Below are 14,976 nucleotides of genomic sequence, written 5' to 3' on the forward strand. Positions count from 1 at the left end.
GTGAGCGGCTTAAAACCCGTTTTGAGGTTCAGCTTCCGTATGCTTCACGCTTCTAGCTTCAAGCTTCCGACCAGATATAAATAGAAAATCTTACAAAGGTCTTAAAGCTAATATTCGCATTTTAAATAAATCTATTCAGAAGATTCTCATAGTATTCCTGCTTGCCACTTATTTGCTCAGGTTCACCTGCCACAGCTGCATAGTTTCTCAAATCTTCCAATCCAAGTTGACCTTCTTCAAATTCCTTTCCTTTTCCTGAATCAAAGCTTTTATATCGATTGATTCTTCTCTCTAGGTAATCAGATTTTTCGAGGATATCCTGAGCGATCAACATGCTCCTTGCAAAGGCATCCATACTTCCGATATGAGCTAAGAACAAGTCATCTGCATCTGTTGAATTTCTTCTGATTTTTGCGTCAAAGTTGACACCACCACCTTGAAGACCTCCGGAAGTCAAGAGCACAAGCATCGCTTCTGTAAGTTCCTGAAGATTCAATGCAAACTGATCGGTATCCCATCCATTTTGATAGTCTCCTCGATTCGCATCTATACTTCCCAAAAGCCCTGCATCGGCAGCTACCTGCAATTCATGCTGGAAAGTATGCCCCGCCAGAGTCGCATGATTCACTTCGATATTTAATTTGAAATCCTTATCCAGACCATAGTGACGGAGGAAACCGATGACTGTTGCAGAATCATAGTCATATTGATGCTTGGTTGGCTCCATTGGTTTTGGCTCGATGAAAAAGGTACCCTTGAATCCATTCTTTCGGGCATAGTCTCTGGCCATAGTTAGAAAACGTGCAAGGTGCTCCGTTTCTCTTTTCATATCGGTATTTAGCAAGGACATGTAGCCCTCTCTACCTCCCCAAAACACATAGTTCTCTCCATCCAATTTGATGGTAGCATCAATGGCATTCTTAACCTGAGCTCCAGCCCAAGCCACCACATCAAAATTAGGATTGGTGGAAGCTCCATTCATATAGCGCGGGTTACTGAATACATTCGCAGTACCCCAAAGCAACTTTATTCCTGTTTCCTGTTGTTTCTGCTTCGCATAATCAGTGATGATTTCCATTCGCTTTTCATACTCAGCAAGAGAAGCTCCCTCATCTACCAAATCCACATCATGGAAACAGTAGTACGGTGCTCCAATCTTTGTAATAAATTCAAAAGCAGCATCCATTTTGTCCTTCGCACGTTGTACAGGATCTGGATTTTTATCCCAAGGATGCTGAATAGTCCCAGGTCCGAATGGATCACCGCCCGTTCCGCAGAATGAATGCCAATAGGCAATGGCGAACTTGAAATGCTCTTTCATGGTCTTTCCGCCTATCATTCGATTCTCATCGTAGTAGCGAAAAGCTAAAGGATTATCACTTTTGGGTCCGTCAAAAGGGATTTTTCCTATCTCTGGAAAATAATTTGTTGACATATAGGTTATGTTTAGGTTTGATATTTTTCGAATTATAAGTCCATTTTTTCAATATCTGAAAGCCGTTTTTTCCATCGGGAAAATAACTCTTCGTATGGCTCAAAGAAATTTTCATTGGGTTCATAGGTTTCGATCAACTGAAGCCCTTCAAAAGCCTCTGATTCATTGGAAAATAAACCCATTCCAATTCCTGCACCCCGAGCAGCTCCTTGAGCTCCATCCGTATCATAAAGGTCCAAAGTCACCCTATTCATATGAATAAAAGCACTTCGGAATATTGGACTCAAAAACATATTTGCCTTTCCGGCTTTTACGGTTTTGAGATCCAAACCCATTTCATTCATAATTTGAAATCCATAGGTCAATGCAGAAACAATTCCTTCCTGTGCTGCTCGAAGCATATGCCCTTTGCTATGCTTCAGCAAATCAAGCCCTATTAAATGAGCACCAAGTTGTCGATTTTGGAGAATTCGCTCGGCTCCATTTCCGAATGGAAGGAAAATTAATCCGTCTGAACCGATGGGAGCAGATCTTGCCGAGGTATTCATTTCAGTATAGTTGATATGACTTCCCCCAAGGAGTTTACGCATCCAACTATTCAGAATTCCAGTCCCATTGACACAAAGCAAAACGCCGTAAGAGGGTTTTTCTTTAGCATGGTTGACATGGACAAAGGTATTCACTCTCGAAAGTGGATCATGAAGAGGTGTATCACAAACCCCATAGACAGTACCGGAGGTACCGGCAGTAGTGGCAAGCTCTCCCGGCTTCAATACTTGCAGCGAAAACGCATTATTGGGCTGGTCCCCCGCTCGGTAAGCTACAGGCACCCCTACTTCTATACCCGTCAGCTTGGATGCTTGGGCTGTTACTTTTCCTTGCTCAGAAAAAGAAGGAACCGCCTTAGGCATCCAGTTCTTATCGATTTGGTAATTTTTTAAAACGGAATCACTCAAGCCATTTTTCTGGAAATCCCAAAAAATCCCCTCAGAAAGTCCTGTCTCTGAAGTCAGAATTTCACCCGTCAACTTCATGGCAATAAAGTCCCCGGGAAGCATCATTTTATGAATTTTAGAGGCAATCTCGGGTTGATTTTCAATCACCCAGCGAAGTTTGGATGCAGTGAAATTTCCGGGGGAATTCAAAAGGTTATTCATGCAATAATCCTCGCCCAGAGACTGGAAAGCTTTTTCGCCAATTCCAACCGCACGGCTGTCGCACCAAATAATTGAAGATCGAAGTACATTTTGATCCTTGTCGACCAAAACCAGACCATGCATTTGATAGGCGATACCGATTCCTTTCAGTTCGCCCTTTTTGACATTTGCCTGCTTGATTACATAGCGTGAGGCTTGCTGTACATATTTCCACCACATTTCTGGATCCTGCTCAGCATAGCCTGTTTCAGGAGCATCGATGGGCATTTCTTCCTCTGGAAATGCTTTTGAGACAATGGGTGCTCCAGTATCTGCGTCCAAAAGAGAGGCTTTGACGGAGGAGCTTCCGATATCAAATCCAATTAATAAGCTTCTCATTTTACCAGAAAATTATATAAAGTGCCGCGATAATACCCGAAATCAAAAATGCCCCAATCTTGAAACTGGTACTGGTCTGGAATAGCTCCTTATTTACATCGATACTGTTTGGATGATCCTTACCTTTTCCTTCATACAAACTGATCACAATCATCAATGCCGCAAGTACCAAGAAGACAATCCCCATTCGGTCAAGGAAAGGAAGATCAGGGAATGCTAATTTCAACACTACTGAAAGCGGAATACTCAACCCTGCACCTACCAAAGCTGCATTGGAAGTGGTTTTCTTCCAGAATACTCCAAAGAAGAAAATCGCAAAAACCCCTGGACTGATGAATCCTGTATACTCCTGAATAAACTGGAAGGCCTGATCTAATTGTCCTAAAGCAGGAGCTACAAAAGCTGCAATCACGAAAGCAACAACAGCCGTAATTCTGCCTACTCGAACCTGCTGCGTTTCTGTCGCATTTTTACCAAAATATTTGCTATAGATATCCATGGTAAAAATCGTAGAGGTACTATTGGCCATGGAAGCCAAAGAAGACACAATAGCCGCAGTCAAAGCAGCAAAAGCAAGCCCTTTCAATCCTACAGGAAGTAATTGTAAGAGTGTTGGGTAAGCCCGGTCTGATTTAATCAAGCCCGTAGCAGGATCTTCCATGGAAGAGATGAAGCTCGCGTCCATACCGTTATTGACGATCACCAATGCCGCAATTCCAGGAATTACAACGATCAAAGGCATTAAAATCTTCAAGAAACCGGCAAAAATCATCCCTTTCTGGGCCTCATCAAGGCTTTTTGCAGCTAGAGCACGCTGCGTGATATACTGGTTAAAACCCCAATAGCTCAGGTTGGTAATCCACATGCCACCTACCAAAACACTCAAGCCTGGCAGGTCTTTATACGCATCATAAGTTCCTCCCTTTCCGTCAGGAATCATCATTTCTCCTTTGGATAAAATCATTGAGAAATGGCCCGGAACTTCTTTTCTAAGTAGGCCTAAACCTTCCCAAGCATCTCCATTACCGACCATTTGCAAGGCAATGTAGGTAGTCGCAAGACCACCCGCGATTAGGAAAAAGACCTGAACTACATCAGTCCAAGCCACTGCTTTGAGACCTCCATAGATGGAATAAATCATCGCAAAAAGAGCCAAGCCGATAATTCCGTAGGTCAGGGGAATGTTCAAAATGGTATTCAAACTCAAGGCTCCGAGATAAAGCACCGATGTCAAGTTGACAAAAACATAAAGAAGAAGCCAAAAGATCGCCATGGTGGTTCTCACCCTTGTATCGTAGCGATCCAAAAGGAATCCCGGCATGGTGTAGATTCCTTTTTTGATGTATACCGGTAAAAAGAAAATAGCCACCACCAATAAGGTCGCAGCTGCCATCCATTCATAGGTAGAGATTGCCAATCCAAGGGCAAAACCTGAACCGGACATTCCGATAAATTGCTCTGCCGAGATATTGGAAGCAATCAATGAAGCACCTACCGCCCACCAGGGCAGTGCTTTGGAGGCGAGAAAGTAATCTGAGGAGTTTTTTACGTGTCCTTTTTTTTCTCGGGAGACAAAAAGCCCCATTCCGACAATTAATAGACAGTATCCAATGAATACCGCCAGGTCTAAAGGTTCTAAGAGCATAGGATTTTGGGTTGTAAAGCTACTAAATAAGGTTTTGGTTTAAAGACTAAGGGATAAATAGGGATTAAATATAAAACTTTCATGCAAACGTATGCGTGCCCTATCACCATTTTCAAAGAGAATTTTTGTAAAAGGCCAAAAGGTAATCCGGGAGATCGGTTTGAAATGCTTTGGAACCAATTTGTCCCAACATACTGATTCCAGTCACATTACTTACCCATAACCGGTCCGCTTTTAAAAGATCATCCATAGGAAATAGATCTTGGACAAAATCAATTCTTCTTTCCTCCAAAAAATCGAGGAAACTCCTACGCATCACTCCTCCGATACATCCGGATTCCAAGGAAGGAGTATAAATCTCCCCTCCTTTTTCCCAAAAAATATTAGCGGCTCCTGCTTCAGCCACATTACCATGATTATCTAGGAGAATAATTTCATCCGCCCCATTTCTCTTTCTTTCCAAATTGGCCAAAACGTAAGGTATCCCATTCAAGGACTTACTTGAGGAAAAAATACTGGGGTTTAATCGAATTCTTTCAGAAATTATTGCTCTATGCTTAATAGCTGGAGCTCTATGAAAATCAGAAATCTGAAGGACCTGAACCACATCAGATGATTCCGGAGTGTATTTTCCCTTTCCGGCCCTAATGACAGTCCAACGAAGACGGGATTCACTGTCCAGATTCAAAGATTGTATGAGCTGGAGTAGGCTATGCTCTTGCAGACCTGATACTGATAGTTCAAGGATTTCCATCCCATGTCTGAGTCTATCTAAATGAAAGTCGAAAAGCCTTATCTTTTCTCCATCCCAATACATCGTCTCGAATAAACCATCACCAAAACTCATGGCACGATTGGGTAAATCAATCTGACTTGCGAAAGACCAAGTATCAGATTCGGACATTTTTATAAAAATTGTATCGCTAGCGTTCATTAAACCGTTCATTTTCGAACATAAAATCCCACAACTTATTTAGACCTTTGTTAAATTTCGCCATTGATATAAAGATTTTTCTTCTAATTGACTAAATATTTACATTTTTGGACCGTCGAAATGATCCTAGCTTTCATTAGCATCATTATTGACTATTTCGGGCAATGGCAGGTAAAAGTAGTGTATTTGATATGATCGGGCCAGTCATGATTGGACCTTCTTCTTCCCATACCGCGGGTGTGGTCCGAATAGCTCGTGCTGCCATTCGGGTACTGGGGGAGACACCGGATCATGCAAGCATTGTCTTTTACAATTCCTTTGCGAGAACTTATGAAGGACATGGAAGCGACCGTGCGATTATTGGCGGATTGATGGATTTCAAAACTGATGATGAGCGAATTCGAGAAGCTTTAGATTTGGCAAAGTCAAGCGGCTTGACTTACCAGTTCAAATCCATCGGCAACTCCTCTGTTCATCATCCGAATACGATTAAGCTCAACCTCAAGAAAGGTGAAAAGTCTGTGGAGGTAGTTGGAGAAAGTCTCGGAGGTGGGCTCATCAACATTGCAGAAGTGGATGGATTTGTAGCCAATTTTTCGGCTCAGTTTCATACACTGATCATAAAGGCTCAGGATATTTCAGGAGCAATTGCTTTTATATCTTCAGTCATCGCTCAGGAAAAAGCCAATATTGCTACCATGTCAGTTTCGAGAAAGGGAAAAAATGACCTAGCTTGCCATGTCATTGAGATGGACTCAGGGATTAAGGCACTTACCCTAGAATATCTCAAGTCGCTCTCTTGGGTAAAAGAATTAATCTACATTCCAGATATAGATTTATAGAATAAAGTGAATTGAACCTATAAAAAATTTTAAACGCAACTTGCAACAAGCATCTGATTATAAACAGATTAACCAAAAAAAACTAAACCAAATGAAGAAACTTTTATTAGGTTTTGCATTAATGTTTGGAGCTTCTTTTGGAGTGAATGCACAAAACGCCGGTCCTTACGACCTGGAGACCGCTGTGACTATTGCTCTAGAGAATAACCTAACTTTAAAGCGAAGCGAATTAAACCAACTTAATAACGAAGCAAACCTGCTAAGTACAAAAGGCAACCGCTACCCTACCCTTTCCACTGGTGCTAGTAGTGGTTTTAGATGGGGGCGTTCAATCAACCCTGTGACCAACTTGTTTGAAACTGAGAGAATTGGAAACATCAACCTTTCCATGAACTCAAACATGACTCTTTTTGCTGCAGGAAGAATCAACAACACGATCAATCAAAACAAAGCGGATTTGGAAGCGGGTCAATTCAATATCGAGGCTACCCGAAACAATATCACCTTAAATACAATCAACCTATTTATCAATGTAGTTTTTAATAGAGAGCAGGTAAAAATCGCTGAGAATCAATTAGAAACTACCGAAGATCAACTTGCCCGTACAACTACCTTGGTTGAAGCAGGTCAGTTGCCGATTTCAGATCAATTAGACCTAGAGGCTCAGAACGCTACCAATCAGCTCGAGGTGATCAATGCCAAAAATGCTCTGCGAATTGCAAAATTGAACTTAGCACAAGCTATGCAGATTCCATTCACAGAGGAATTTGATATTGTAGATCCTGAGTTGGAGATAGATCAAAACTTGATGGCAACGGAGACTCCAGCTATGATTTATGAAACTGCTGTAGAAATTATGCCTGAAATTGCAGCTGCTGAGAAAGCAATCGAAAGTGCTGAATATGGTGTAAAATCGGCAAAAGGAGCCTTCTATCCATCTCTTGGACTTGGTGCAAATATTTTCTCAAACTACGTAGACCGGGTTTTTGGTACGGAAAGACCAGGCTTTGGGGAACAGATCGAGAATAACCTTTCTCAATCCTTGAACCTTAGCTTGAATATCCCAATCTTCACACAGTTCAACAATAAAGCTTCCTTACAAAGAGCGCGCGTTTCGCGCCAAATCGCCGAGGTGGCAGAATTGGAAGCCAAGAACCAATTGAGACAGGATATTGAAACAGCTTACAATCAGGCGCTCGCTGCTAGACTTTCCTACGAAGCTTCGCAGACAAGAGTAGAAAGCCTTGGAGAAAGCTTCCGAATTGCTCAGCAACGATTCGATCTGGGCGCTATCAATTCGGTAGATTTCCAAGTTGCTCAGACTAACTTCTTCAATGCCCAAGCGGATCTACTAAATGCTAAATACACTTACATTTTCCGAGTGAAAGTTCTTGACTTTTACCTAGGTAACCCCATCAACCTAAACTAAACCATGGCTACTAAAAAATCCAACAAATCACTCTATTACCTCCTTGGCGTAGTCGCCTTGATTATTGTTTTTGCAATCATTGCTAAATCTGCCGGATGGATTGGCGGAGAAAGAACTACTTCCGTACAAACCGCAAAAGCTAAGAAAACCAAGATTATCGAGAAGGTCTCTGCATCAGGAGAGATTCAACCAGAAATCGAAGTAAATCTTAGCCCGGATGTCGCTGGAGAGATCATTGAACTTAATGTCGCAGAAGGAGATTCTGTGGAAATGGGTAAGCTTTTGGTGAAAATCCGCCCTGATAACTTTATCTCTGCACTTGACAGATCCAGAGCAAACCTGAATCAGCAGCAAGCTAACCTTGCGCAAGCAAGGGCTAGTCTTCAAAGAGCAGAAGCACAATTTACCCAAAGCGAGCTAAACTTCAATCGTCAAAAGGTCCTTTTCGAGCAAAAGGCTATCTCAGAAGCTGATTATGAGCAGGCTGAAGCAAACTACATTTCTTCCCAAAAGGATTTGGAAGCTGCCAAGCAAAATGTAGTTGCTGCAGAATTTATCGTGAAAAGTTCGCAGGCAACCGTCAACGAAGCAGCTGAAAACCTCCGACTGACCAATGTTTACTCTCCTGTTTCGGGAATCGTATCCAATCTTCTTGTCGAAAAAGGTGAGCGTGTTGTAGGTACGCAGCAGATGGCAGGTACAGAAATGTTGACTATTGCTGACTTGACCAAAATGGAAGTCCGAGTAGATGTAAATGAAAATGATATTGTCCGTCTAGCCAAAGGAGATACCACAATCATTGAAGTGGACGCTTATTCTTTCTCAGGAAAGAATTTCAAAGGAGTAGTGACAAGCATCGCTAATACTGCCAATCAAAAAGCTTCGGCTGATGCGGTAACTGAATTTGAGGTGAAAATCAGAATCCTCAACTCCTCATATGCTGACCTAGTTGCTGAAGGAAATCGCTATCCATTCCGACCTGGAATGACGGCATCTGTAGAAATTATCACAACTGAAAAGTCTGATGTTCTTTCAGTCCCACTTTCGGCCGTGACTACAAGAGAAAGCGAATTGGATACCCTATCTGATGGAACTACCCGCATGAAGGAACTCATTTTCGTGGTAGAAAATGGCACTGCCAAAATGCGTACTATTAAAACAGGTATTTCTGACTACCAAAACATTGAGGTATTGGAAGGACTTTCAGAAGGCGAGGAAGTTATTTCAGGTCCCTACTTCACTGTCAGTAAAGAATTGAAAGATGGTGATAAAGTAGAAGTAACAAAAGCCCCTGCAATGGGCGAAAGTATCGCAGAGAATTAATTCTAGATCTTTTTTCAAAAAGCTTTCTTTCGAAAGTCTATCGGGAAAAACCCTTCATTTAGACTCTAGAAAGAAAGCTTTTTTATTTCCCTCCTTAGCACCCAACCGAACTTTTTCAGCGGATATTTTTTTATGAATTTGTGTGATTTGATACAATTTATTTATCTCATAAGAGTCACCTTTACCAGCTAGATTGATTTTCATTTTTAACTATGGAGCAAAGTACCCTCGACAAACCAAGCATAACACGCATTTTCCCCGTAACGGGAATGACTTGTGCTGCCTGTGCTTCCAGCGTAGAAACTATTTTGAGCTATACCGATGGGGTAGTTTCGGCCGCAGTCAATTTTGCAAGCAATACAGTAAAAGTCGAATTTGAAGAGGGTATTGATCCACAGCAGCTTCATGAGGCTTTAGCAGATGTTGGCTATGGTCTGATCATTTCTGACAAAAAGGTACAAGACAGTGTGGAGGAAGCTCAGGCCGAGCAATATCAAAAAATCAAAAAGCAAACGATCGGAGCAGCCATTCTCAGCATTCCTGTTTTCTTACTGGGAATGTTTTTTATGGATTGGCTACCGGGAAGGTGGATCAGTCTTGTTTTGACCATTCCAGTCCTTTTCTATTTTGGTTCTCACTTTTTTGTCAATGCATGGAAACAGTCAAAAAGTAGAAAGGCCAACATGGATACCCTGGTTGCTCTATCCACTGGAATCGCATTTATCTTTAGTAGCTTCAATACCATTTTTCCTCAAGTCCTCAGAAATCAGGGACTTGTACCACATGTGTATTTTGAAGCTGCGGTGGTGATTATCACTTTTATTTCCTTCGGAAAACTCCTGGAGGAACGCGCCAAATCCAGTACTTCTGCCTCATTAAAAAAGCTGATCGGACTTCAGCCTAAAACACTTACAAGACTGCGTGGAGAAAAATCCGAAGAAATCCCAATCGAAGAAGTCCAAAAGACAGATGTTATTTTGGTCAAGCCCGGTGAAAAAATCCCTGTGGATGGTCAAGTAATGGAAGGAGTGTCTTTCGTGGATGAAAGTATGATTTCGGGAGAACCAATCCCAGTAGAAAAGAAATCCGGAGATGAACTTTTTGCTGGCACGATCAATCAAAATGGGAGTCTTCAACTTCAAGCCACGGCCGTAGGCTCTGAAACTATCCTTTCACAGATCATTCAGCGAGTTCAGGAAGCTCAAGGAAGCAAGGCTCCGGTACAAAAATTGGTCGATAAAATAGCCGGAATCTTCGTTCCCACAGTGATGGGTATTTCGATTTTAACCTTTATCATTTGGATGGTTTTTGGTGGTGAGAATGCACTTACGCAAGGAATATTAGCATCCATTGCCGTTTTGGTGATTGCCTGTCCATGTGCACTAGGTCTAGCGACCCCAACCGCAGTCATGGTGGGAATGGGAAAAGGAGCAGAAAACAATATTTTGATCCGCGATGCGGAAAGTCTCGAGCTTGCTCATCAGGTAGATGCGATTATTTTGGATAAAACCGGAACCATTACCCAAGGCAAGCCTGAGGTCCAAAACGTAAAATGGGACAATGATTTGGATCCGCAAGAGCTAAATAGACTTTCTGGAGCATTACTTGCAATGGAATCCCAATCCGAGCATCCTCTAGCTAAAGCTATTACTAAGAATCTGCAGGAAAAAGGAATCAAATCCCAAAAAGTAGAAAACTTCCAAAATCTCTCAGGTCGTGGAATTCAGGCTTTCTTTGAGGGTAAAAAGTTACTGATTGGAAATCAGAGTTACATTCATGAAAATGGTATCGAAATCCCCGAAGCATTCACTGATTTTTCAAAAGAAGCGATGCTTGACGGAAGTTCTACCATTCATTTTGCAGATGAAGAAAGAGTCCTTGCTATTTTCAATATAGCCGATCAGGTTAAAGAGGGTTCTCTTGAAGCTATCAAAACTCTCCAAAAGGACGGGATTGAAGTTCACATGCTGACAGGAGATCAACAGAGTGCTGCTGAGAAAATCGCAAAAAGTACCGGAATCAAGCATTTTAAGGCAGGAGTACTTCCTTCTGAGAAAGGCGAATATGTGGAAATGCTGAAATCCCAAGGCAAAAAAGTGGCCATGGTTGGCGATGGCATCAATGACTCGGAGGCACTAGCCCGAGCAGATGTAAGTATCGCAATGGGCCATGGATCGGATGTGGCCATGGATGTGGCAAAAATCACGCTCATCACCTCCGATCTTAGAAAAATCCCCCAAGCAATCCACCTTTCTAAGTTGACAGTCAAAGGAATCCGGCAAAACCTGTTTTGGGCATTTATCTACAATGTAATCGGTATCCCGATCGCTGCCGGCTTGCTCTATCCGATCAATGGATTTATGCTTGACCCGATGATTGCAGGAGCAGCCATGGCTTTCAGTTCAGTATCCGTGGTGGGGAATAGCCTTTTGCTAAAGAGGAAATCGCTCTAAAGTTTGTTAAGTGAAAACTTGTTAAGGATTGTAGCATATATTTTGCAATCTCTGTTCTGAATTAAAATCCAAGAACTATGAATAAATTAATTCTATCATTTTTCACCTCCATTTTGATTCTAAGTGCTTTCTCCGCGACAGCACAGCAAATGGAAAATATTCCCATCATCGAGGTGATCGGGACTGCCAGCAGAAGTACAGCGCCTGATCAGGCTACATTCAATATCCTTTTAGAGGAAAAAGCCATGAATGTGCCCACAGCCACAGGCGTATTGAATACCAAGACAAAAAACCTCGCCGATGCCCTAAAAAAGGCCAGAATCAAGGACTATAAACTAGTGGCAGACAATTATTCTGTCAACGTCAATCGGGTAAAGCGCGGCAATTCCCTACAGGACAGCGGATTTGTGGCTAGGCAATCCTTAAGAGTAGTTACAACCAGTCAAAATGAAGACTTGCAAAAAATCTCAGAAGCCATCCAATCAGCGGGAGATATGAGTTATCAACTACGATTTGAGCTTTCCGAAGAACTCCAAAAATCACTGGAAAATACCCTGATCACCGAGGCACTAAGAGACGCTCAATCCAGAGCGAGATTGATTGCGGAGACTTTGGGAATTGCATCCATTCGTGTCCATCATGTTACTTTCGAACAGGATCTTCAAAAAGGCATTCGAATGATGTTGGGCGACTCGGAAAGCAGCCCAATGCTTATAGCCCCTGATAATCAGGATATTTCAAAAAGAGTATACGTGAAATATACCTATTGATAAAAAGCGAGGTCTTGGGTTAATACCCCAAGACCTTTAGCATACTTTCTTGTGTTTGATCCTCCGCAAAAAGGCGGTGAGTTACTTTTCCATTTTCATCACGATCAATCAACACATGCTTCGGCGCAGGAATCAGGCAATGCTGAATTCCCCCATACCCACCAAGTGATTCCTGATAAGCACCCGTGTGGAAGAATCCAATGTATTGCTTTTTCCCTTTTTGAACTTTAGGAAGATAAATATTAAACTGATGCGCCTCTGAGTTGTAATAGTCCATGCTATCACAAGTCAGACCTCCAAGTGAGATATTGTGATATTCTTCATCCCAGTTATTCACTGCGAGCATGATGTATTTTTGATTAAGTCCCCAGCTATCAGGCAATTGCGTGATAAAGGACCCATCGATCATATACCACAGCTCCTTATCATTTTGTAGCTTTTCATCCAAAATAGAATAAAGAACTGCCCCACTCTCCCCTACTGTATAGCTACCAAATTCAGTGAAAATATTCGGCTCGGTAGTGTTGTTTTTGGCGCACATCCATTTGATGTTCTTGACGATTTGATCTGCCATGTATTGGTAATCATAGTCAAAAAAGACATTGGTCTTGATCGGCCAACCGCCTCCAATATCCATAGTATCAAGACTTGGAGCGATTTTTTTCAAATCTACATACTTCTGAATAAAGCGAGTTAATTCAGACCAATAGTATGCCGTATCCCTTATTCCTGAATTGATAAAAAAGTGCAGCATTTTCAGGCTCACCAAGGGGTGCTCTTTGATTTTCTCCTCGTAAAGCTTGATGATATCATTGTAACGAACTCCCAATCGGGAAGTGTAGAATCCAAACTTTGGCTCCTCATCAGCAGCAATTCGAATTCCTACCTGAAATGGCACTTTCACATGCTCCAAATAGTAATCGATCTCACTTAGATTATCTAGAATCGGCACGCAGTTTTTGAATCCGTCATTGAGCAATTCGGTGATGTATTGCTTATACAAATCCCGCTTGTACCCATTACAGATAATAAAGGTATCCTTGGTGATTTTTCCACGCTCAAATAAAGTTCGCACAAGCGGAATATCGAAAGTGGAAGAGGTTTCGATATGAATATCATTTTTCAACGCCTCATCCAATACAAAGCTGAAATGCGAAGATTTGGTACAATAGCAATAAGTATAATTCCCCTTGTAATCATGCGTTTTCATCGCATTTCCAAAGTAAGACTTAGCGTTTTGAATGCTTTCAGAAATCTTTGGAAGATAGGTCAGTTTGAGCGGTGTTCCGTAGGTTTCAATTATCTCCATCAAGTTGACCCCATTGAAGAAAAGTTGGTTGTTTTCTACATGGAATTCCTTGGTAGGAAAGTCAAAAGTCTGTTGAATGAGGTCTATATAACGATTCATTTTTAAATATTTTCTTCTTTACAAAACTGCCACAAAATTTGGGGAATCCCATGAATTTTCAAAAACAAAGGTGCTCCCATTATATATAATTTATTTAATACTGCTTGTGTTTGAATTCCTCAGCTTCATTGGGCATCTCAATTGCCAAATAGCGGGATAAGCTAGATTCCTTAGAGTATATTAAGTACTTTTGCAAGCTGAAAATAACCCACCCAAAATACCATGAGAGATATCCGACTCGTAGAAGTACGATCTGAAATAGCTGCCGGCACACGAGGCGCGAGTTTAGGAATAGACGCACTCAAAATTGCTTCCTTGGATGCTAAATCAGACTTTTTTACTCAGTTTGACCCGATCAATGTGCCAGATGCCAATGATTACCTCTGGAAAGGCAATAAATTTCCTCATGCCAAGTACATTGATGGCGTATATCAGGTTTTGAAAAATGTGTACAGCACTATCGAATCGCTTAGAATCGACAAGAAATTCCCAATAGTCCTGGCAGGGGATCATAGTACTGCAGCAGGCACCATCATGGGAATCAAAGCAGCCCATCCCGATAAGCGCTTGGGCGTGATTTGGATCGATGCACATGCAGATCTCCATACCCCATTCACCACTCCTTCCGGCAATATGCACGGCATGCCTTTGGCTATGGCTTCGCAAACAGATAATCCTGAATGCAAGATTAATGAGCCTTCGGAGGACACTTTGATGTTTTGGGAGCGTATCAAAAATATCGGTGGCAATTTCCCAAAAATCAACCTTGAGGACATCGTTTTCATTTCGGTAAGAGATACAGAGTCACCGGAAGATTTCTTGATAGAAAAGCACGGAATCAAAAACTTTAAAACCAAAGAAGTACGGGAATTGGGAATCCAAGAAGTAGCCAAGCAAAGTCTGGAAATTCTGAAGGATTGCGATCAGATTTACATTTCCTTTGATGTGGATAGTCTGGACTCTTCCATTTCGGTAGGTACTGGAACACCCGTTCCGGATGGCCTTACGGTGAAAGAGGCCATCGAACTCAATGCAGAGCTTATCAAAGACAAGCGTGTCTGCTGCTGGGAAATTGTGGAAGTCAATCCTACTTTGGACACCGAAAACACCATGGCTGAAAACGCCTTTGAGGTCCTGGAAGTCACCACCAAATCTCTTGTAGATAATTTCTAAGGCATTTATTCAAAATAAATCCGGACGGC

At 41.9% G+C, this 14,976-nt stretch carries 12 protein-coding genes; 6 read left to right on the plus strand and 6 right to left on the minus strand.

The window, feature by feature from the left end; genetic code table 11:
- Positions 1–121 precede the first annotated feature (121 nt).
- The 4 genes from xylA to G457_RS21155 all read right to left on the minus strand — a co-directional run bounded on the left by xylA (position 122) and on the right by G457_RS21155 (position 5,519).
- Positions 122–1,435 (minus strand): xylose isomerase, encoded by a 1,314-nt coding sequence (xylA, locus tag G457_RS0107005; RefSeq protein WP_026945835.1) that lies wholly within the window; start codon positions 1,433–1,435, stop codon positions 122–124.
- A 32-nt stretch (positions 1,436–1,467) separates the two neighbouring features.
- A complete protein-coding gene (locus G457_RS0107010; protein WP_026945836.1) occupies positions 1,468–2,970 on the minus strand; it encodes a xylulokinase in 1,503 nt (500 codons plus the stop codon).
- A gap of 1 nt (position 2,971) precedes the next feature.
- Positions 2,972–4,615: a sodium/sugar symporter gene (locus G457_RS0107015; protein WP_026945837.1), complete on the minus strand. Its 1,644-nt coding sequence runs from the start codon at positions 4,613–4,615 to the stop codon at positions 2,972–2,974.
- A 112-nt stretch (positions 4,616–4,727) separates the two neighbouring features.
- Entirely contained in the window at positions 4,728–5,519 is a 792-nt protein-coding gene (locus G457_RS21155; protein ID WP_051260743.1) for an aminotransferase class IV, read from the minus strand.
- A 194-nt stretch (positions 5,520–5,713) separates the two neighbouring features.
- On the opposite strand from G457_RS21155, the gene sdaAB reads away from it, so the two are divergent.
- The 3 genes from sdaAB (at position 5,714) to G457_RS0107035 (ending at position 9,143) form a co-directional block, all read left to right on the plus strand.
- Positions 5,714–6,391, plus strand: a complete 678-nt coding sequence (gene sdaAB / locus G457_RS0107025) for an L-serine ammonia-lyase, iron-sulfur-dependent subunit beta (protein WP_026945838.1) — start codon at positions 5,714–5,716, stop codon at positions 6,389–6,391.
- 91 nt (positions 6,392–6,482) lie between these two features.
- Entirely contained in the window at positions 6,483–7,820 is a 1,338-nt protein-coding gene (locus G457_RS0107030; protein ID WP_026945839.1) for a TolC family protein, read from the plus strand.
- A 3-nt stretch (positions 7,821–7,823) separates the two neighbouring features.
- On the plus strand, positions 7,824–9,143 hold the full coding sequence (locus G457_RS0107035; protein WP_026945840.1) for an efflux RND transporter periplasmic adaptor subunit: 1,320 nt from the start codon (positions 7,824–7,826) through the stop codon (positions 9,141–9,143).
- A gap of 54 nt (positions 9,144–9,197) precedes the next feature.
- On the opposite strand, the gene G457_RS22990 is transcribed toward G457_RS0107035, so the two are convergent.
- Complete coding sequence (locus G457_RS22990; protein WP_208325320.1) at positions 9,198–9,347, minus strand: hypothetical protein; 150 nt, start codon at positions 9,345–9,347, stop codon at positions 9,198–9,200.
- An 8-nt stretch (positions 9,348–9,355) separates the two neighbouring features.
- Between G457_RS22990 and G457_RS0107045 the strand changes: the two genes are divergently transcribed.
- A complete protein-coding gene (locus G457_RS0107045) occupies positions 9,356–11,596 on the plus strand; it encodes a heavy metal translocating P-type ATPase (protein ID WP_026945841.1) in 2,241 nt (746 codons plus the stop codon).
- Positions 11,597–11,673: 77 nt separating this feature from the next.
- A complete protein-coding gene (locus G457_RS0107050; protein WP_026945842.1) occupies positions 11,674–12,366 on the plus strand; it encodes an SIMPL domain-containing protein in 693 nt (230 codons plus the stop codon).
- A gap of 19 nt (positions 12,367–12,385) precedes the next feature.
- On the opposite strand, the gene G457_RS0107055 is transcribed toward G457_RS0107050, so the two are convergent.
- The gene (locus G457_RS0107055; protein WP_026945843.1) at positions 12,386–13,774 is read right to left on the minus strand and encodes an arginine decarboxylase; all 1,389 of its coding nucleotides are present in this window, start codon (positions 13,772–13,774) and stop codon (positions 12,386–12,388) included.
- 222 nt (positions 13,775–13,996) lie between these two features.
- Between G457_RS0107055 and G457_RS0107060 the strand changes: the two genes are divergently transcribed.
- Positions 13,997–14,947: an arginase gene (locus G457_RS0107060; protein ID WP_026945844.1), complete on the plus strand. Its 951-nt coding sequence runs from the start codon at positions 13,997–13,999 to the stop codon at positions 14,945–14,947.
- The last annotated feature ends 29 nt before the right edge of the window (positions 14,948–14,976 follow it).

The sequence above is a fragment of the Algoriphagus marincola DSM 16067 genome (assembly GCF_000429405.1).
GTDB classification, from domain to species: Bacteria; Bacteroidota; Bacteroidia; order Cytophagales; family Cyclobacteriaceae; genus Algoriphagus; species Algoriphagus marincola.